Raw genomic sequence first — 20,366 nt, 5'->3', positions numbered from 1 at the left:
ATGCCTCCGGGGCGCTCGGCGCTGCACCCTGGAGGCATGAACACCCAGCGCTCCGTGCGCCTCTCGAAGTACCTGTCGAAGCATTTGCGCCATAAACCGGAGCGGATCGGCCTCACTCTCGACGCCCAGGGCTGGGTGCCCGTCGACGCCCTGATGGCGGCGGCCGAGACCCATGGATTCCCGTTCTCGCGGGACGAGTTGGCGGCCGTGGTGGCCAGCAACGACAAACAGCGCTTCACCATCGAGGACGGCCGGATACGCGCCAACCAGGGCCACTCCGTACGGGTGGACCTCGGACTGCCGCCGGCCGAACCTCCCGCGTACCTCTTCCACGGCACGGTGGCGCGCAATGTGGCCGCCATCCAGGAAGAGGGACTCCTGCCGATGGGCCGGCACGCGGTCCACCTCTCACCGGACCGGGACACCGCGACCCGGGTGGGCGCCCGGCGCGGCAAACCGGTGGTCCTGGCCGTGGACGCGGCGGCGATGCACCGGGCCGGACATGTCTTCCACGTCAGCGCGAACGGCGTCTGGCTCACCGACCGGGTGCCCGCCCGCTTCCTCCGCTTCCCCGGGTGAGCCGATCCGTCCACCGACCCGTCCCACGGGTTCACCACCCCGCCCGAGGGATCACCACCCCGCCCGAGGGATCACAACCCCGGTGCGCCCCATACGGGGAACCACCGCGCCAGGTCCTTCTCGATCGTCAGATCGTCCCCGAGCATCGCCCTGACCTGGAGTTCGAGCGGATTCTCGCGCTTCTCCCCACCGCCCGGCTTCGGTGCGAAGGGATAGAACGTGCCCCTCTTGTAGAGGTAGACCAGCGCCAGCGACCGCTGCCGGTCGTCACGGAAGCCGACCAGAGAGCACAGTAGTTGCGGGCCGAAACCCGCCTCCTCCAGGGACGTGTTGACCGCGTGCAGGTCGTTGACCAGGCCCGCCACGTCCTCCGGCGGATGCCGTACGAGCAGCCAGGTGTAGCCGTACGCGTCCTGGGTGAACTCCACCGGCCCGTCCAGCAGGGACCGGGCCTCCTCCTGGATGCGGGCGAACGCGCCGCCCTCCACACTGGCGAAGCACACCGAGCCGAGGCCGGTGGGCGTGAATCCGGCCGCGGCCTGCAGGGTGATCGCGGCGGACGGCAGCGCGAAGAGCTGGTCCAGATCGGGGCGTACCGGCTTGCTGCGGCCGAGGAGGGCGTCCAGAAATCCCATGCGCGGGGTACTCCTTGCTCCTGGAGGGGCCGGCCCGCACCGTCAGGCGGGCCGGCGATCGTCACGGACGCCTCACGTCCCGAGCTGCGCCGCGATCCGGCCCAGCTGGTCCAGGCGCTGTTCCAGCGTCGGGTGCGAGGACAGCAGCCGGTGGAAGCTCTCCTTGTTGAACGCCGGGGCGAAGAAGAAGGCGTTGTACGGCTGGGCCTTGCGCAGGTCTTCGGTCGGGATCCGGGCGATCTGCCCGGTGACCTTGGTCAGCGCGGCGGCCAGCGCCGAGGGGCGGCCGGTCAGCAGCGCGGCCGCGCGGTCGGCGGCCAGTTCGCGGTAACGGGACAGCAGCCGGGTCAGCAGGAAGCTGATCGCGTAGACGACCGCGCTGACGGCGGTGACGATCAGCACGGCGATGGCCGCGTTCTGGTCCCGGTTGTTGCGCCCGACGCCGCTCCACAGGGCGGCGCGGGTGATGATCCCCGCCAGTACGCCGAGGAACGACGCGATGGTCATCACCGCGACATCGCGGTGCGCGACGTGCGAGAGCTCGTGGGCCAGCACGCCCTCCAGCTCCTCCGGCTCCAACCGCCGGAGCAGGCCCGTGGTGGCGCACACCATCGAGTTCTTCCGGTTGCGGCCGGTGGCGAAGGCGTTCGGCACGTCCGACTCCGCGATCGCGACCCGCGGCTTGGGCATGTCGGCCAGGGCGCACAGCCGGTCCACCGCGCCGTGCAGTACGGGCGCCTGCTCGGGCGTGACCTCGTGTGCCCCCATGCTGAAGGCCGCGATCCGGTCGCTGAACCAGAACTGCGCGACGAACAGGGCTCCTGCGATCAGCAGCACCACCACCCAGGCGCCCTTGAGCAGGACCACCAGCACGCCGACGACCACGACGTACAGCAGCCCGATGAAGAACATCGTCGTGATCATCCGCGAGGTCAACCCGCGGTCCGGGGCGAATCGGGTCTGTGCCATGGCTCCTCCACGAACACCGCACTTCGCGCAGTGCGCCGACCCGCTCGCGCACCGGTCTCCGGCGCGCCGCGTCCGCCACACTGCGCCGCTGTCCCGATTCTCCCTCTTCCGGGCTATATACGAGGTAAAGCGGAGGTGTGCGAATGACCGGGCGCGTCGGTCGGGCCGAGCGGCGGGTTGCACGTGAGAGCCGGGCAGCGTGCTTCACGTGACAGCCAGGCGGCGTGTTTCACGTGAAACCAGCCGCAGCCCGCCCCGCCCTCCTCGGCCCCACCCCTCCCCGGTGCCGAGCTGCTACGCGTCGCCGAGCTGCGCCAGCCCCTCCGTGGCGATCCGCTCGAAGACGTCGAGGTCCGCCGCGAAGAGCGAATCGGCGATCGGCCAGTGGAGGACCAGCTCGTCGAAGCCCAGCGCGGCGTGGTTCCCGGCGAAGTCCACGAACGCGTCGACGGAGTCCAGCGGCCGGTCCGGGGTGAAGCCGGAGAGCATGATCTTCTCCAGATCGCCGGCGTCGCGGCCGATTTCGGCACAGGCCTTGCCGAGCCGTTCGCACTGCCCGCGGACCGCCTCCAGGGAGTCGGCCGAGCTGCCGCCGCCGTTGGAGACCTTGGGGTCACCGGTCGTCACCCACGCCTGGCCGTACTTGGCCGCGAGCTTCAGGCCGCGCGGCCCGGTGGCGGCCACTGCGAACGGCAGCCGCGGCCGCTGCACACAGCCGGGGATGTTGCGGACCTCGTCCGCGGAGTAGTGCTCGCCCTCGTACGAGACCACGTCCTCGGTCAGCAGCCGGTCGAGCAGCGGCACGAACTCGCCGAAGCGGTCCGCCCGCTCCCGCGGTGACCAGGCCTCCTGGCCGAGCGCGGTGGCGTCGAAGCCGTTGCCGCCGGCGCCGATGCCCAGGGTGATCCGGCCGCCGCTGATGTCGTCGAGGGAGATCAGTTCCTTGGCGAGGGTGACCGGATGCCGGAAGTTCGGTGAGGTGACGAGGGTGCCCAGGCGCAGCCGGGAGGTCGCGGCCGCGGCGGCGGTCAGGGTGGGCAGGGCGCCGAACCAGGTCTGGTCACGGAAGCTCCGCCAGGACAGGTGGTCGTAGGTGTAGGCGGCGTGGAAGCCCAGCTCCTCGGCGCGCTGCCACACCTCCCGTCCACCTTCGGACCAGCGGCGGACGGGAAGTATCACGGTGCTCAGTCGCATGCCCTCGAGCGTACGGCCGTCCGGGTGTTCCCCACGATCGCCGCCGGCCACCGCACGCCTCCCGCCACCCTGAACCGGCACACCGCCCTGGCCCGCGAGCGGCCGCCCACCCCGTCCTCCGTCCGGCTCCCGCTCCGGCTCATCCGCGCGACCCACCGCACGCCTGTGCGCACCGGTGCGGGAAGATGGGCCCGTGACTGATGCCTCCGCCACGCCACCCCGGGCGGCCGAACCGGCCGTTGCCCCCGGACCGGCCGTTCCGCCCGAACCGGCCGTCGTGCCCCGGCTGATCGCCACCGACCTCGACGGCACCCTGCTGCACGACGACAAGACGGTGTCCGAGCGGACCATCGCTGCGCTCGCCGCCGCCGAGCGGGCCGGCATCGAGGTGTTCTTCGTCACCGGACGCCCGGCCCGCTGGATGGACGTGGTCAGCGACCATGTGCACGGCCACGGCCTGGCGATCTGCGCGAACGGCGCGGCCGTCGTCGATCTGCACCGCGGCGGCCGGATCGTCGAGGTCAGCCCGCTGGACCAGGCGCTCGCGCGGGAGGTCGTGGACGCGCTGCGCAGCGCCGCGCCCGGTACCTCGTTCGCCGTCGAGCGCACCAGCGGCATCCATTACGAACCGCAGTACCCGCCGCTCCTGCTCGACCCGGCCGCGGTCGTGGCACCGGTCGAGAAGCTGCTGGCCGACGACTTCGTGGCGCCGCTGGGGCCCGACGGGGCGGGCTCCGCAGCCGATGCGGAGCCGCCCGCCTTCCCCGACCAGCCGGTGATCAAGCTGCTCGCGCACCACCCGGACCTCGAACCGGACGCGTTCCTCACGCTGGCCCGGTCGGCCGCGGGCGATCTCGCATCGTTCACCCGCTCCAGCCCCACCGCCCTCCTGGAGATCAGCGGCCCGGGCGTCAGCAAGGCCGGCACCCTGGCCCACTGCTGTGCCGAACGCGGCATCTCCCGGGAGGAGGTCGTCGCCTTCGGGGACATGCCGAACGACCTAGAGATGCTGAGCTGGGCCGGCACCTCGTACGCCATGGCCAACGCCCATCCGGAGGTGCTGGCCGCCACTACGGGCCGTACCGCGTCCAACAACGAGGACGGCGTCGCCCTGGTCATCGAGCGGATTCTGCAGCGGTGCGCCGAGCGGGGTGCCGCGCGCCCCTGAGCGGCACCGGGCCGGCGCGACGGCACACAGCGGCACCTCCCAGGTCGCGGCTCACAGCGGCGCCTCCCAGGTCACCGTCGTGCCCGCGCCGTCCTCGCCCACCCCGGGCCCGTACGTGCTGGCGCCGCCCAGCGATTCCGCGCGCTTGGCGAGGTTCTGCAGACCGCTGCGGCGGCCGCCGGACGGTATGCCGATGCCGTCGTCGGCGACGGTCAACCGGACCCCGTCGGTGCCGTCCGGCAGCCGGATCGTCGCGTCCACGACGACCTCGATCCGGGAGGCGTGGGCGTGCCGGAAGGCGTTGGACAGCGCCTCGCGCAGCGCGGCGATCAGGTTCTTGCCGGTCAGCTCGCCGACCCGGGAGTCGACCGGGCCGACGAAGTGGGCCGACGGCTGGAAGCCGAGCGGTACGGCGGCGGTGCCGATCTCGCGCAGCACCCGGGTCCGCAGGCCCGACGGCGCCTCCACCGGGCTCTGCTGGAGGGCGAAGATCGCGGTCCGGATCTCCTGGATGGTGACGTCCAGTTCGTCGACGGCCTTGCCGATGCCCGCCGCCACCTCCGGAACGACGGACCTGCGCTGCGCGCCCTCCAGCATCATGCCGGTCGCGAAGAGCCGCTGGATGACGAGGTCGTGCAGGTCACGGGCGATCCGGTCGCGGTCCTCGTAGACCGCCAGCCGCTCCCGGTCGCGCTGGGCGTCGGCCAGCACCAGCGCCAGCGCGGCCTGCGCGGCGAACTGGGTGGCCAGCGTCCGCTCGGCGGCGGAGAACGGCCGGGCGCCCCGGGTCCGCGGGGTGGCGAGGGTGCCCAGGACCCGGCCGCCACTCTTGAGCGGCAGCAGCATGCTGGGGCCGAAACGGGCCGCGATGTCGGTGACCATCCGGGGGTCGCTGGCCGAGTCGTCGACGAACACCGGCTCACCGTCCAGGAGTTGACGGGCCACCGGGCTGTCCGGCGGGATGTGGGTCCCCAGGATGCCGGTGGGGTCGTCGGCCGATACGGCGACGATCTCCAGCCCGCCCTCGTCGTCGGGCAGCAGCACGATGCCCGCCGCCGAATCCGCCAGCTTCCTGGCCTGCTCGGCAACCACGGCGAGCGCGTCGTCGACGTCGCTGCCCGCGAGGAGTTCGGTCGTGACCGCCACCGAACCGTCGATCCACCGTTCCCGCTGGCGGGTCGCCGCGTACATCCGGGCGTTGCCGATCGCGATGCCCGCCTCCGTGGCGAGCACCCGGACCATGTGCAGGTCCTCCTCGCTGAACTCCCCGCCGCCGCGCTTCTCGGTCAGGTAGAGGTTGCCGAAGATCTCGCCCTGGACGCGGATCGGCACCCCCAGGAAGGTGCGCATCGGCGGGTGCTCCGGGGGGAAGCCGGCCGAGCGCGGGTCCTGGGTGAGGTCGGCGAGGCGCAGCGGTTTGGGGTCGTGGATGAGCGCGCCGAGCAGCCCCTTGTGGCCGTCCGGCAGCGCACCGATCCGCTGGTGCTCCCGCGCGCCGACGCCGTACGTCACGAAGTCCGACAGCCCCTCGCGGGCGTCGTCGATGATCCCGATGGCGGCGTAGCGCGCGTCGGCGAGTTCGGCCGCGGTCTGCACGATGCGGTCGAGGGTGATGTGCAGATCGAGCCCCGCGCCGACCGTGCGCATCGCCTCCAGGAGCTGCGGTACCCGGGCGGTCAGCTCGGCGGACAGGCCCTGCAGGCTGCGGGTGGCCTCGGTTGCCTCGTGCATGGGGTCGGGGGCGGGCGGGTCCGTGCGGGCGGCGCGATCCATGCCCTCGAGCCTAATGAGACCCCCCATAAGAGGCCATTTACCTGCAAAAGTGTCAGATAGCCGGTGCCGGCCCGTAGGCCTCGTCCACCGCCCGTTCGCGCTCCAGCATCCGCCGGAACGGGCCGTCGGCCGCGGCCAGCTCCGCCGGGCCGCCGCGCTGCACGACCCGACCGCCGTCCAGCACCAGCACCTCGTCGACGGCGTCGAGCCCGGTGAGGCGATGGGTGATCAGGAGCGTCGTGCGGCCCTCGGTCGCGGCCAGCAGATCGGCGGTCAGCGCGTCGGCGGTGGCCAGGTCGAGGTGCTCGGCGGGCTCGTCCAGGACGAGCACCGGGAAGTCCGCGAGCAGCGCACGGGCCAGGGCCAGCCGCTGCCGCTGGCCACCGGAGAGCCGGGCGCCGTGCTCGCCGACCATGGTGTCCAGGCCGTCGGGCAGCCCCCGCACCCAGTCGTCGAGCCGGGCCCGGCCGAGCGCGTCCCACAACACCCGGTCCGCGTCCTCGCCCGTACCGGTGCTCCGGTCCCGCAGGGCCAGCCGGAGGTTCTCCCGCAGCGAGCTGTCGAAGAGGTGCGCGTCCTGCGCGCACAGCCCGACCAGCCGCCGGACCGCGTCACCGTCGAGCGCCTGGGCGTCCGTACCGGCCAGCGTGTACGTACCCGCCTCCCGGTCCAGGAAGCGCAGCAGCACCTGCGCCAGCGTGGTCTTGCCGGACCCGGACGGGCCGACCACGGCGATCCGGCGGCCGGCCGCCAGCGTCAGGTCCACGCCGTCCAGCGCGGGCCGGTCCTGCCCGGCGTGGCGGGCGGTCAGACCGCGCACGACCAGCGGGAACGGCGTGCCGGGAGCCGTCGCGGGGGTGGCCGGTTCGCGCACCGGTGCGGGCGCGTCCAGCACCTCGAAGACCCGCTCGGCCGCACGCCGGGTCCGCTGCCGGTACTGCACGGCGAGCGGCAGCCCGGTCACCGCCTCGAACGCGGCGAGCGGGGTGAGCACGACGACCGCCAGCGCCACCCCGTCCAGCCGCCCGGCGTGCACCGCCTGGACGCCGGCGACCGCGGCGGCGGCGACGGTCAGCCCGCACAGCAGCGCCGAGAGCCCGGCGCCGGTGCCGGCCACGGTCGCCGATCGGGCCGCGATCCGGGTCAGCTCGCGGTCCGCCCGCCGCACCGCCTCCGTACGGGCCGGCAGCGCGCCGGCCACCGTCAACTCGGCGGTCCCGGTGAGCAGATCGACGACGCGGGTGGCGAGCTTGCCGCGGGCCGGGGCCAGCTGCCGCTCCGCCCGCCGGGCCAGCGCGGCCGAGAGCAGCGGCACCCCGGCGCCTGCGAGCAGCAGCCCGGCGGCCAGGATCGCGCCGGCCTCGGGCAGCAGCCAGCCGGTGAAGCCGACCGCGCCCGCACCGACCAGCGCCGCCGCCCCGGCGGGCAGCAGCCAGCGCAGGAAGTGGTCCTGCACCGCGTCGACGTCGGCGACCAGCCGCGACAGCAGGTCGCCGCGCCGGCGCCCGGCGAGCCCGGCCGGCGCCAGCCGCTCCAGCCGCCGGAAGACGGCGACCCGGACGTCCGCGAGCATGCGGAAGACCGCGTCGTGGGAGACCAGCCGCTCGGCGTACCGGAAGACCGCGCGCCCGATGCCGAACGCCCTGGTCGCGGTCACCGCCACCATCAGGTAGAGCACCGGCGGCTGCTGCGCGGCCCGCGAGATCAGCCAGCCGGACGTGGCCATCAGGCCGACCGCGCTGCCCAGGGCGAGGCTGCCGAGCAGCAGCGCCAGCGCGAACCGGGCCCGTCGGGCCCGCGCCATCCGCCGCAGACGGGCGGGGGCCGAGGCACGGGTGGGGGCCAGGTCGAGCCCCTCGCCGGGGTCGGCGGTGCGGTCCGGAGCGGGGGCGGTGGCAGCATCCGGCGTGGCGCCCGGGGCCGCGCCGCGGCCCGCCCGTACGCCCGCGTCCACAGCCGGTTCCCGCACGTCGGAAGCGATGTCCGGCAGCCGCACCACCCGGTCGGCTACCGCCAGCAGCGCCGGGCGGTGGACGACGAGCAGTACGGTCCGGCCCGCGGCGAGCCGGCCGACCGCGGCGACGATCGCCTCCTCGGTCTCGCCGTCCAGGCTCGCGGTCGGCTCGTCCAGCAGCAGGATCGGGCGGTCGGCGAGGAAGGCCCGGGCCAGCGCCAGCCGCTGCCGCTGGCCGGCGGAGAGCCCGGCACCAGATTCCCCGAGCCGGGTCGCCAGGCCGTCGGGGAGCGCGTCGACGAAGTCCAGGGCACCGGCGTCCGCGAGGGCGGTGCGTACGGCTGCGTCGTCCGCCTCCGGCCGCGCCAGCCGTACGTTCTCGGCGACGGTCCCGGCGAACAGCTGCGGGCGCTGCGGCACCCAGGCGATCCGCTGCCGCCAGCTGTCGGGGGAGAGCCCGGCGATGTCCCGGCCGTCGACCAGGGCCCGGCCTTCGGTCGGTGCGGTGAGACCGAGGAGCACGCTGAGCAGCGTGGACTTGCCCGCGCCCGAGGGGCCGACCAGGGCGACGGTCTCGCCGGGCCGGACCTCGAACGAGGTGGCGGGCAGCGAGTCCGCGGTCCGTCCCGGGTGCCGGACCACGAGGTTGTCGACGGTCAGCGCGGTGCCCTCGGGCGCCGGTGCGGTGCCGGGCGTGGGCAGCGGCGCCTCCAGCACGGCGAAGATCTCCTCCGCCGCGGCGAGCCCCTCGGCCGCCGCGTGGTACTGCGCCCCCACCTGCCGCAGCGGCAGATACGCCTCGGGCGCGAGCACCAGCACCATCAGCCCGGTGTACAGATCGAGTTCGCCGTTCACCAGCCGCATGCCGATGCCGACCGCGACCAGGGCGACGGAGATCGTGGCGAGCAGTTCCAGGGCGAACGAGGAGAGGAAGGCGATCCGCAGGGTGCGCAGCGTCGCGCGCCGGTACTCGCCGGTGATGGTGCGGATCGCGGCGGCCTGGGCCTTGGCCCGGCCGAAGACCTTGAGGGTGGGCAGGCCCTCGACGACGTCGAGGAAGTGCCCGGACAGCCGGGCCAGCAGCCGCCACTGGCGGTCCATCCGCGACTGGGTGGCCCAGCCGATGAGGATCATGAACAGCGGGATCAGCGGCAGCGTGAGGACGATCGTCAGCGCGGAGATCCAGTCGCCGGTGACGATCCGGGCCAGGACCGCGACCGGGACGACGACCGCCAATCCCAGCTGCGGCAGATAGCGGGAGAAGTAGTCGTCGAGGGCGTCGATACCGCGGGTGGCGAGCGTGGTCAGCTCGCCGGTGGCCCGCTCCGGACGCTGCCGCGCCGCCCGCTCGACCAGCCGCATCCGCAGCTCGGACTTCACCGCCGCGCTGGCACGGTGCGCAGCCAGCTCGGTGAGCCAGGAGACCAGGCCACGGCCCACGGACACCGCGGCGAGCAGCGCCAGCGGAGTGGCCAGACCGCCGGGACCGAGCCCGTGCCGGAAGGCACCGACCACGATCTCGGCGATCAGCATGGCCTGGCCGACGACCAGGCCCGCTCCGGCCAGCCCGAGGAGCACCACCGCGATGAGGAAGCCGCGGGTGGCGTGGGCGTAACGGAGCAGGCGCGGGTCGACGGGTTTCACGTGAAACATTCCATCCTGCCGGGGCCGCCCCGAGGGGCGGCATATCGGCTAGTGGGATTCGGCGATGTGCTGGGTGCCGATGCGCTTACGGAACACCCAGTACGTCCAGCCCTGGTAGAGCATCACGAGGGGCGCGGCGATCCCCGCACACCAGGTCATGATCTTCAGGGTGTAGGGGCTGGACGAGGCGTTGCTGACCGTGAGGCTCCAGCTCTCGTTCAGCGTGGACGGCATGACGTTCGGGAAGAGCGTCAGGAACAGCATGGCGACCGCCGCCGCGATGGTGATCCCGGAGAAGGCGAACGCCCACCCCTCGCGCCCGATCCTGTTGGCACCCAGCGCCGCGACCAGCGCGACCACCGCGACGATCATGGCGACCAGGCTGCTGCCGTCGCCCTTGTCGGCCTGGGTCCAGCCCAGGAAGCCCAGCGCGAGCACGGCGGCGACCAGTCCGAGGACGCCCGCCGTCCGGCGCGCGCGGGCCCGGATGTCGCCCACCGTCTTGAGCGAGGCGAACACCGCGCCGTGGAAGGTGAACAGCGTGAGCGTGACCAGGCCGCCCAGGATCGCGTACGGGTTGAACAGGTCGAGCAGGCCGCCGACGTACTCCTTGTGTGCGTCGATCTTCACCCCGTGCACGATGTTGCCGAACGCCACGCCCCAGAGCACCGCGGGCAGCAGCGAGGTCCAGAAGATCGCGTGCTCCCAGTTGCGCTGCCAGCGCTCCTCGGGCCGCTTGGCGCGGTACTCGAAGGCCACGCCGCGCACGATGAGGCAGACCAGGATGACCAGCAGCGGCAGGTAGAAGCCGGAGAACAAGGTGGCGTACCACTCGGGGAAGGCGGCGAAGGTCGCCCCGCCCGCGCTGAGCAGCCAGACCTCGTTGCCGTCCCAGACCGGGCCGATGGTGTTGATCAGTACCCGCTTCTCGCCGCGGTCGCGGGCGAGGAGCTTGGTGAGGACGCCGATCCCGAAGTCGAATCCTTCGAGGAAGAAGTATCCGGTCCACAGGAAGGCGATGAGAACGAACCAGACGTCGTGGAGTTGCACGGTCGCCTCCTAGTACGAGAAGGCCATCGGCCGGTCGGCGTCGGCGCTGTCCCCGCCGATCTTGGTGGGCGGGTTGAGGTCGTCGTCGGTGAGCTCCGGAGGCCCGGCCTTGACGTACTTCACCAGCAGCTTGACCTCGACCACGGCGAGGATCGCGTAGAGCGTGGTGAAGACGATCATCGAGGTGAGCACCTCGCCCTGCGAGACGCCGGGGGAGACCGCGTCCGAGGTGCGCAGCACGCCGTAGACGACCCAGGGCTGCCGGCCCGTCTCGGTGAAGATCCAGCCCCACGAGTTGGCGATCAGCGGGAAGCCGAGGGTGACGAAGGCGAGCGACCAGTACCACTTGCTGAGGCGGGCACCGAGCACCTTGTTCTTGGTGAGCGCGAGCTTCGGTGGTTCCTCGTCGCCGGTGCGCAGACCGGGCGACAGCCAGAACTTCTTGCGGGTGAGCCAGAGCCCGGCGAGCCCGATGGCGAACGACGACATGCCGAAGCCGATCATCCAGCGGAAGCCCCAGTAGGCGACGGGGATGTTGGGCCGGTAGTCGCCGGGGCCGAACTTCTGCTGCTCGGACCTGTTGACGTCGTTGATGCCGGGGACCGGCGAGGAGAAGTCGTCGTGGGCCAGGAACGAGAGCAGGCCGGGTATCTCGATGGCCACCTCGTTGTGGCCCTTCTCCACGTCTCCGTAGGCGAAGACCGAGAACGGCGCCGGCGCCTCCTTGTCCCAGAGCGCCTCGGCGGCGGCCATCTTCATCGGCTGCTGCTTGAACATGACCTTGCCGAGCGCGTCACCGCTGACCGCGGTGAGGATGCCGGCGATGACGAGGGTGATCAGCCCGAGCCGCAGCGAGGTCCGCATGACCTTGATGTGCTTCTTGCGCATCAGGTGGAAGGCGGAGATGCCGACCATGAACGCGGCGCCCGTGAGGAAGGCCGCGGTCAGCGTGTGGAAGACGACGACCAGGGTGGTGTCCTGGGTCAGCACCTTCCAGAAGTCGGTGAGCTCGGCGCGTCCGGTGGTGGCGTTGTACTTGTAGCCCACCGGGTGCTGCATCCAGGAGTTCGCCGCCAGGATGAAGTACGCCGACAGGATCGTGCCTATGGAGACCATCCACATGCAGAAGCAGTGGATCTTCTTGGGCAGCTTGTCCCAGCCGAAGATCCACAGGCCGATGAAGGTCGACTCGAAGAAGAACGCGATGAGCGCCTCGAAGGCCAGCGGGGCGCCGAAGACGTCACCGACGAACCGCGAGTAGTCGGACCAGTTCATGCCGAACTGGAACTCCTGCACGATGCCGGTGACGACACCCATCGCGATGTTGATCAGGAACAGCTTGCCCCAGAACTTGGTGGCCTTGAGGTACTGCTGCTTGCCCGTGCGCACCCATGCGGTCTCGAGTCCGGCCACCAGAGCGGCGAGCGAGATCGTCAGGGGGACGAAAAGGAAGTGGTAGACGGTGGTGATGCCGAATTGCCATCGCGCCAGAGTCTCCGGCGCCAAGGCCAGTTCCATGCCGTGCTCCTTACCTCGCCGTTTGCCAACGGCAATGTCCCTTTTGCGTCACACAAAGCGGTAAATACCGGGACGGGCTTGTGAACGCGTTCACATTCACAAGCAATTATCTCCCATGCCCCTCGCCCTTGGGTAAGGGGGGTACGTGACTGCGGTCACGCTCGAATCCATGGCGTGTGAACGTTTCCGCCGAGGTTGCGGGTGCCCTTCCTCCGAGTGTGGACGCCCTCTTCCGCAAGCCTTCAACACATTGTTGAATTCATCGCCATGAAGATCCGCATCACCTGGCCCGCCGGGCACTTGACCGCGACCCTCGACGACACCCCGACCGCGGCGGCGCTCATGGCCGCCCTCCCGGTCGACGCCACCGCCCACACCTGGGGCGAGGAGGTCTACTTCGACACCGGGCTCTCGCCCGCGCTGGAACCCGACGCCCGCCAGGTCGTCGAGGCCGGCACCGTCGCTTTCTGGCCACCCGGCAACGCCCTCGCGCTCCCCTACGGCCCCACGCCGATCTCCGAGGGCGACGAGCCCCGGCTGGCCTCCCCCTGCAACGTGCTGGGCCGCATCGACGGCGATCCGCGGGCGCTGGCCACCGTCCGCAGCGGCGACCCCATCCACGTACAGAAGGCGTGAGCGGCCCCGCCCACCACGCCGGAGGCCGCGGGTCGACGGACCCGCGGCCTCGACGTGCCACTCCTCTGCAACGCCTTGCAGAGCCTTCCGGTGCGCCCGCCGGCGCCTTTCAGCCGCTTACAGCGCCTTGCGGAAATCCTCCGCCGCCTGCAGGAACAGATCCATCGCCGCCGTCTCCCCGATCGTGACCCGGACGCCCTCGCCGGCGAACGGCCGCACCACCACGCCGGCCCGCTCACAGGCCGCCGCGAAGTCGGTCGTACGGTCCCCCAGCCGCAGCCAGACGAAGTTGGCCTGGGTCTCGGGCACCGTCCAGCCCTGCCCGAGCAGCCCGTCGACCACCCGCGCCCGCTCGGCCACCAGCGCGTCCACCCGCTCCAGCAGGGCCTGCTCGCTGCGCAGCGACGCCACCGCCGCGTCCTGCGCGAGCTGGCTCACCCCGAACGGCACCGCCGTCTTGCGCAGCGCGGCGGCCACCGGCTCGTGCGCCACCGCGAACCCCACCCGCAGCCCCGCCAGGCCGTACGCCTTGGAGAAGGTCCGCAGCACGCAGACGTTGGGACGGTCGCGGTAGATCTCGATCCCGTCCGGCACCTCGGGGTCGCGGATGAACTCGCGGTACGCCTCGTCCAGCACCACCAGGACGTCCCCCGGCACCCGGTCCAGGAACGCCTCCAGCTCCGCACGGCGGACGACCGTGCCGGTGGGGTTGTTGGGGTTGCAGACGAAGATCAGCCGGGTCCGGTCGGTGATCGCGGCGAGCATCGCGTCCAGGTCGTGCACCTCACCGGAGGTCAGCGGCACCTGCACGGAGGTGGCCCCGGACACCTGGGTGATGATCGGGTACGCCTCGAACGAGCGCCAGGCGTAGATCACTTCGTCGCCCGGCCCGGCCGTCGACTGGATCAGCTGCTGGGCCACGCCCACCGACCCGGTGCCGGTCGCCAGATGCTCCACCGGCACCGAGAACCGGTCGGCCAGCTCCGTCATCAGGCCCGTGCAGGCCATGTCCGGGTAACGGTTGAAGGCCCCCGCGGCGGTCACCGCGCTCTCCAGGACACCCGGCAGCGGCGGATAGGGGTTCTCGTTGGAGGACAGCTTGTAGGTGACGGGACCGTCGGCCGGCGCCGGCCGCCCCGGCTTGTAGGTGGGGATGCCGTCCAGCGCCGCACGCAGCTTCGGGGTCTTCTCGCTCACCGCAGGTCCTCCTCGACCGTCCCGTCCATCTCCAATACTGCACACCTTAAGAGGATTGACCCGTTCGGCGGCAGCCCCGGCCGGAACCCGGTCGCCCGGCACGTCCCTGCGCACCCGTGCATCAAGATCACTCGGAAGGGGCCAGCGCGAGACCTTCGGGGCGCGCCCCACTCGCAGCCGCGCGCCGGTGGCCTACGCCGTGGCGCGCATCCCTCGTCAAGGTGACTTGAGACCTCTTCGAGACCTGAACCGATCGACAGGCCGAGCCAGTAAATCTCCCCTCAAATAGCCTGCACAACCCACAACTTCCTTCATTTTCACGGTAGTTGACGGCGGATCACCTTGCAGAAACGTGCCTTTCCATCACCCCGGTCAACGCCCCGCGAATGGCCCTATCGAGCCCTACTATCGGCTCGCCATGACAGCAGCAGGGAAGCACCAGGTGAGCCGGGCGACCGGTCGCCGGCTGGGGCGGGCGGGCATCCGCGACGTTGCCGCCGCAGCCGGTGTGTCGATCACGACCGTCTCCGACGCGCTCAACGGCAAGGGCCGGCTTCCGGATGCCACCCGTAGCCATGTCCGCGAGGTGGCCGACCGGCTGGGCTACCGCCCGTCCGCAGCCGCCCGCACCCTCCGTACCGGTAAGTCGGGGCTCCTCGGCCTGACCGTGACCACCTACGGGGATGAACCTTTCACCTTCACCGAGTTCGCGTACTTCGCTGAGATGGCCAGAGCGGCCACCTCCGCGGCCCTGGCCCGCGGCTACGCGCTGGTCATCCTCCCCGCGACCTCCCGCCACGACGTGTGGTCCAACGTCGCCCTGGACGGCACGGTCGTCATCGACCCCGCCGACGGCGACCCGGTCGTGACCGAACTCGTCCGGCACGGCATCCCGGTGGTCTCCGACGGCCGCCCCGGCGGCGCCCTGCCGGTCACCGGCTGGGTCGACAACGACCACGAGGCCGCCGTCCTCGGCCTGCTCGACCACCTCGCCGACGCCGGCGCCCGCCGCATCGGTCTGCTCACCGGCACCACCACCGACACCTACACCCGCCTCTCGACCACGGCGTACCTGCGCTGGTGCGAGCGGGTCGGGCAGGATCCGGTCTACGAGTCGTACCCGGCCCACGACCCGTGCGCGGGCGCGGTGGCCGCCGACCGGCTGCTGGCCCGCCCGGACCGGCCGGACGCCGTCTACGGCCTCTTCGACCCCAACGGCACCGATCTGCTCGCCGCCGCCCGGCGCTACGGCCTGCGCGTCCCGGAGGACCTGCTGCTGGTCTGCTGCAGCGAGTCCACCGTCTACGCCACGACCGAACCGCCGATCACCACGCTCTCCCTCAAGCCGCGCCGGATCGGCACCGCCGTCGTGCAGATCCTCATCGACGCCATCGAGGGGCTCGACACCGGACGCCCGATCGAGCAGGTGATACCGACCGATCTGATCGTGCGCACTTCCTCCCAGCGACGGTCCCCGCGCACGACCATCAGCCCACCACGAGGACCCGCCGGCGACTGACGTGCCGCCGAACACGAACGAGCGGGCGTGCCGGACGACGCCGGGGCGCCCGCGTTGACGCAGAAAAAAATGGGCGATCCCGGGAGAAATCAGCCGCGATTGCCAGGCTCCAGCGGATTGACCACCCCCGGGTGCGTCACAACCCGCGACCGGCATTCCTATGATGGGCGCACGACACCGCGGACCGCCGTCGACCAGGCAAGGTCCGAGAGGTGCACGGCGGCGCAACGGTGGAGGGGTCGATGACTCAGGGGGCCAGTGAGGGACCCATGGTGTGGACCATGGGTGGACAAGCTCCGGCGTCCGTTCAACCGCCCGGAATGTCCGCAGGATCCCCCGTGCCGCCGGCCGGTCCGCCGCTCCATCTGCCCGCCGGTCCCCCGGTCGCGCCGCCCGCCGCGCCCCCCTCGGTGCCGCCGGCCGCGCCGCCGGTCGAGCTGCCCGAGGACTACACCCCGACCGCCCGCGACCTTCCGGTCGTCACCCCGGGCCGTACCGACACGCTCATCGACCGGCCGTCCGTCGCGCCGGTCCCCGAGCCGGCCAACGGATCCGACGCGCCCGAGGGCATGGGCCCCCTGTACGTCGTCGGCGATGTGCACGGCTACTACGACGAGCTGCGCGAGGCGCTGGCCGCCGAGGGCCTGATCGACGCCGACGGCAGCTGGGCGGCCGGCAACGCCCGCCTGTGGTTCCTCGGTGACTTCACCGACCGCGGCCCGGACGGCATCGGCGTGATCGACCTGGTCATGCAGCTGTCCGCGGAGGCCGCGGCGGCCGGTGGCTACTGCAAGGCCCTGATGGGCAATCACGAGCTGCTGCTGCTGGGCGCCAAGCGGTTCGGCGACACCCCCGTGCAGTCCGGTGCCGGCACCGCCTCGTTCCAGGCCGCCTGGCTCCTCAACGGCGGCCAGAAGACCGACATGGACCGCCTGGAGGACCACCACCTGCAGTGGATGGCCCGACTGGACGCCGTGATGGAGGAGGACGGGCATCTGCTCGTGCACTCCGACACCACCGCCTACCTCGAATACGGCGACTCCATCGAGGCCGTCAACGACACCGTCCACGACGTCCTCACCCGCAGCGACGCCGACGAAGTCTGGGACCTCTTCCGGAAGTTCACCAAGCGCTTCGCCTTCCGCGACGAGTCCGGCTCGCAGGCCGTGCGCGAACTCCTCGACGCCTACGGCGGCGACCGCGTCGTGCACGGCCACAGCCCGATCCCGTACCTCCTGGGCGAGGTCGGCACGGAGGACGGCGAGGGCGACGGCATCGCCGTCGACGGTCCGCACGTCTACGCCGACGGTCTGGCCATCGCCATGGACGGCGGCATCACGATGGCCGGAAAGCTGCTGGTCGTCCAACTCCCCCTGACTGGCTGAGCGTTCCCGGGGCAGGTATCCCCCCGACCGGCGGGACGGCCGGTAGGGGGCGGGAACGAGGGGAGACACCGACGGAATCCGGTCGGGCGGTTACTCAATTTCCGCAAACTCTCTGTCACCCCGTACCGGAGTCGCTCTACCATCGGTCTATCCGTAAGCAGGCTCTCCTCCGTTTCCGCCCACTGCCCGGCCCACGCCGGCCGTACGGCCCTACGGAGCATCGGGGGATGCACATGAACAGCGCTCCGCACCTGCTGAACGAGGACCGCGCGGAATTCGCGCGGCTCCTTGATGAGGCGCTGCGTACCGCGGAATACCGCCCGGACGACCTCACCGCCGCCACGGGAAAGCATCTGAACAACGAGCAGTTGCGCACGATGGCGCTCAGCGCGACCACCGCCATCGCCGCCTGCGCGACGGCCGAATACCAACGCTATGTCCAGCTCCGTGCCGAGCTGCGGACGCCGGCACCGGCCGCATCCGGCCCGGCGTCCGGCCCCGTGGCGCCCGTCGGGGAGCACGAGGAGGGCGACGACGGGGGAACGGGACCGGCCACCGACCCGGCCGTGAACGAGGCCGGAAACACCGGTGCCGGGCTGGCGGCGGTGGTCACCGTGCTCGCCCCGGTCCTCGCCGGTATCGCCGCCGTGCTCTTCCTCCTCATCGGCTACGTCCTGCGCGCGGTCAGCCCCGACAAGTCGCTGGCGCAGCCGCTGATCAGCGTCGGCTGGGTGTTCGCGGCGCTCACCGCGGCCGGCTCCCTGGTCGCGATGACCTGCCTGGTCGTCACCGCACTGCGCAACGGCCCGTCCGCCGAGTCCGCCAGAGTCGACGAGCTGTACGAGGCCCTGGACCAGGCCCGGGAGGCGTGGCGGCGCGCCCTGTTGGAGCGCGGACTGCTGCCCTTTCTGCGCGAGGCGCTCGCCGACCCCACGGCCACCCCGGACGACGACCCGGTCCGCTACGTCCCCCGCCGCACCCCGGCCTCCGAGAGCCGCATCCCGACCCTCGGTTACTCCCGCCCCGAGTTCACCAGCCCGGACACCGGCTCGTCGGCCTCCCGCCCGCGCTACTCCAGCCCGGACTTCACCAGCCCGGATTACGGGGGGCCGGACGAGGGGGCGGACTAGGCAGCGGGGCGGACCAGGACCCGGGGCGACGGAAGCGGCGGTGGAGGCGGAGGCCCTGTTGGGGCCCCCACCACACGCCGTCAGCCGATCAGTCCGCCAGCGGCAGGTACACCCGGTTCCCCGCTGCAGCGAACTCCTTCGACTTCTCCAGCATCCCCGCCTCGACCTCCTCGGGCGTGGCGTCCGCGTCGCCGCCGAACTGCTCCGTGATGCTCCTGCTGATCTTCATGGAGCAGAACTTCGGCCCGCACATCGAGCAGAAGTGCGCCGTCTTGGCCGGCTCGGCGGGCAGCGTCTCGTCGTGGAAGGCACGTGCCGTGTCCGGGTCGAGGGCCAGGTTGAACTGGTCCTCCCAGCGGAACTCGAAGCGCGCGTCGGAGAGCGCGTCGTCCCATTCCTGGGCGCCCGGGTGCCCCTTGGCCAGGTCCGCCGCATGGGCCGCGATCTTGTACGTGATCACGCCGGTCTTGACGTCGTCGCGGTCCGGCAGGCCCAGGTGCTCCTTGGGCGTGACGTAGCAGAGCATCGCGGTGCCCCACCAGGCGATCATCGCCGCGCCGATACCGGAGGTGATGTGGTCGTAGGCGGGCGCGATGTCGGTGGTCAGCGGGCCGAGCGTGTAGAACGGGGCCTCTTCGCAGATCTCCTGCTGGAGGTCGATGTTCTCCTTGATCTTGTGCATCGGGACGTGGCCCGGGCCCTCGATCATGGTCTGTACGCCGTGCCGCTTGGCGATGGTGTTCAGCTCGCCGAGCGTCTTCAGCTCCGCGAACTGCGCCTCGTCGTTGGCGTCCGCGATGGAGCCGGGGCGCAGGCCGTCACCGAGCGAGTAGGTCACGTCGTAGGAGGCGAGGATCTCGCAGAGCTCCTCGAAGTGCGTGTAGAGGAACGACTCCTTGTGGTGTGCCAGGCACCACGCGGCCATGATCGAGCCGCCGCGGGAGACGATGCCGGTCTTGCGGCGGGCGGTGAGCGGGACGTAGCGGAGCAGCACACCGGCGTGCACCGTCATGTAGTCCACGCCCTGTTCGGCCTGCTCGATGACGGTGTCCTTGTAGATCTCCCAGGTCAGCTCCTCCGCCTTGCCGTCGACCTTCTCCAGCGCCTGGTAGAGCGGGACGGTGCCGATCGGGACGGGGGAGTTGCGCAGCACCCACTCGCGGGTGGTGTGGATGTTGCGGCCGGTGGAGAGGTCCATGACCGTGTCCGCGCCCCAGCGCGTCGCCCAGGTCATCTTCTCCACCTCCTCCTCGATGGAGGAAGTGACCGCCGAATTACCGATGTTGGCGTTCACCTTCACCAGGAAGTTCTTGCCGATGATCATCGGCTCGATCTCCGGGTGGTTGACGTTGGCCGGCAGCACCGCCCGCCCCGCCGCGATCTCGTCGCGTACGAACTCGGGGCTCACGTTCTCGCGGAGGGCGACGTACTCCATCTCCGCGGTGATCTCGCCGCGCCGCGCGTACGCGAGCTGGGTGACCGCGGCGCCGTCACGGCCGCGGCGCGGCTGGCGCGGGCGGCCGGGGAAGACCGCGTCGAGGTTCTTGAGGCCGCCACGCGGTGAGGTGTGCTTGAGGCCGTCGTCCTCCGGCCGCAGGGGACGGCCCGCGTACTCCTCGGTGTCGCCGCGGGCGATGATCCAGTTCTCCCGCAGCGGCGCCAGGCCACGGCGGACGTCGGTTTCGATGTTCGGGTCGGTATATGGCCCTGACGTGTCGTAGAGCGTCACGTCCTTGCCGTTGGTGAGGTGCACTCGCCGGACCGGTACCCGCAGGTCCGGGCGCGATCCGGAGACATAGCCCTTGTGCCAGCCGATCTCCTTCGGCTCGCCGCTGGCACCGCTTCCGCTTTCGGGCGTGCGTGCATCCTGCAGAGTCATAAGACCCAACTCCCTACGCCGGCATTACCCGGTAACAGGTTCGGCGGTCGACGCAGCGGTATCCGTCCTCCGGTGTTTCACGTGAAACACGGTGGGGACGAAGGTCAGCGCCCTCTCAGCCCGGTGCTCCGAGCTC

General features: G+C 71.5%; 15 protein-coding genes. 6 read left to right on the top strand and 9 right to left on the bottom strand.

Annotated features, from left to right (window positions below):
* Nucleotides 1–36 precede the first annotated feature (36 nt).
* A complete protein-coding gene (locus V2J85_RS15945; protein ID WP_330821942.1) occupies nt 37–579 on the top strand; it encodes an RNA 2'-phosphotransferase in 543 nt (180 codons plus the stop codon).
* A 71-nt stretch (nt 580–650) separates the two neighbouring features.
* Here V2J85_RS15945 and pspAB read toward each other — a convergent pair whose 3' ends face one another.
* The 3 genes from pspAB to V2J85_RS15930 form a co-directional block, all read right to left on the bottom strand.
* Nucleotides 651–1,214: a PspA-associated protein PspAB gene (pspAB, locus tag V2J85_RS15940; protein ID WP_261956647.1), complete on the bottom strand. Its 564-nt coding sequence runs from the start codon at nt 1,212–1,214 to the stop codon at nt 651–653.
* A 72-nt stretch (nt 1,215–1,286) separates the two neighbouring features.
* Entirely contained in the window at nt 1,287–2,183 is an 897-nt protein-coding gene (gene htpX, locus V2J85_RS15935; RefSeq protein WP_261956648.1) for a zinc metalloprotease HtpX, read from the bottom strand.
* A 294-nt stretch (nt 2,184–2,477) separates the two neighbouring features.
* Entirely contained in the window at nt 2,478–3,377 is a 900-nt protein-coding gene (locus tag V2J85_RS15930; RefSeq protein ID WP_261956649.1) for an LLM class flavin-dependent oxidoreductase, read from the bottom strand.
* Between the two features lie 193 nt (nt 3,378–3,570).
* Here V2J85_RS15930 and V2J85_RS15925 point away from each other — a divergent pair, with 193 nt between their 5' ends.
* Nucleotides 3,571–4,545, top strand: coding sequence for a Cof-type HAD-IIB family hydrolase (locus V2J85_RS15925; protein ID WP_419836789.1), 975 nt, complete (start codon nt 3,571–3,573; stop codon nt 4,543–4,545).
* A gap of 51 nt (nt 4,546–4,596) precedes the next feature.
* Here V2J85_RS15925 and V2J85_RS15920 read toward each other — a convergent pair whose 3' ends face one another.
* The 4 genes from V2J85_RS15920 to V2J85_RS15905 form a co-directional block, all read right to left on the bottom strand.
* Nucleotides 4,597–6,276, bottom strand: coding sequence for a sensor histidine kinase (locus tag V2J85_RS15920; RefSeq protein WP_261957526.1), 1,680 nt, complete (start codon nt 6,274–6,276; stop codon nt 4,597–4,599).
* A gap of 94 nt (nt 6,277–6,370) precedes the next feature.
* On the bottom strand, nt 6,371–9,925 hold the full coding sequence (cydD, locus tag V2J85_RS15915; protein ID WP_330821941.1) for a thiol reductant ABC exporter subunit CydD: 3,555 nt from the start codon (nt 9,923–9,925) through the stop codon (nt 6,371–6,373).
* A gap of 39 nt (nt 9,926–9,964) precedes the next feature.
* The gene (gene cydB, locus V2J85_RS15910; RefSeq protein ID WP_261956651.1) at nt 9,965–10,966 is read right to left on the bottom strand and encodes a cytochrome d ubiquinol oxidase subunit II; all 1,002 of its coding nucleotides are present in this window, start codon (nt 10,964–10,966) and stop codon (nt 9,965–9,967) included.
* A gap of 9 nt (nt 10,967–10,975) precedes the next feature.
* A complete protein-coding gene (locus V2J85_RS15905; RefSeq protein ID WP_330821940.1) occupies nt 10,976–12,484 on the bottom strand; it encodes a cytochrome ubiquinol oxidase subunit I in 1,509 nt (502 codons plus the stop codon).
* A gap of 267 nt (nt 12,485–12,751) precedes the next feature.
* On the opposite strand from V2J85_RS15905, the gene V2J85_RS15900 reads away from it, so the two are divergent.
* Nucleotides 12,752–13,120, top strand: a complete 369-nt coding sequence (locus tag V2J85_RS15900; protein ID WP_261956653.1) for a cyclophilin-like fold protein — start codon at nt 12,752–12,754, stop codon at nt 13,118–13,120.
* A gap of 117 nt (nt 13,121–13,237) precedes the next feature.
* Here the strand turns inward: V2J85_RS15900 and hisC are convergent, their stop codons facing one another.
* On the bottom strand, nt 13,238–14,317 hold the full coding sequence (gene hisC / locus V2J85_RS15895) for a histidinol-phosphate transaminase (protein WP_261956654.1): 1,080 nt from the start codon (nt 14,315–14,317) through the stop codon (nt 13,238–13,240).
* Between the two features lie 418 nt (nt 14,318–14,735).
* Here hisC and V2J85_RS15890 point away from each other — a divergent pair, with 418 nt between their 5' ends.
* From V2J85_RS15890 to V2J85_RS15880, 3 genes are all read left to right on the top strand, one after another.
* Complete coding sequence (locus tag V2J85_RS15890; protein WP_030411986.1) at nt 14,736–15,836, top strand: LacI family DNA-binding transcriptional regulator; 1,101 nt, start codon at nt 14,736–14,738, stop codon at nt 15,834–15,836.
* Between the two features lie 320 nt (nt 15,837–16,156).
* On the top strand, nt 16,157–17,221 hold the full coding sequence (locus V2J85_RS15885) for a metallophosphoesterase (RefSeq protein WP_315975469.1): 1,065 nt from the start codon (nt 16,157–16,159) through the stop codon (nt 17,219–17,221).
* A gap of 227 nt (nt 17,222–17,448) precedes the next feature.
* Nucleotides 17,449–18,351, top strand: coding sequence for a hypothetical protein (locus V2J85_RS15880; protein ID WP_261956656.1), 903 nt, complete (start codon nt 17,449–17,451; stop codon nt 18,349–18,351).
* An 88-nt stretch (nt 18,352–18,439) separates the two neighbouring features.
* Here the strand turns inward: V2J85_RS15880 and thiC are convergent, their stop codons facing one another.
* A complete protein-coding gene (thiC, locus tag V2J85_RS15875) occupies nt 18,440–20,230 on the bottom strand; it encodes a phosphomethylpyrimidine synthase ThiC (protein ID WP_261956657.1) in 1,791 nt (596 codons plus the stop codon).
* Nucleotides 20,231–20,366 lie beyond the last annotated feature (136 nt).

Origin of the sequence: Streptomyces bugieae, assembly GCF_036352915.1 — a bacterium.
GTDB classification, from domain to species: Bacteria; Actinomycetota; Actinomycetes; order Streptomycetales; family Streptomycetaceae; genus Streptomyces; species Streptomyces endophytica.
This window is presented reverse-complemented; position numbering and strand designations above follow the sequence as displayed.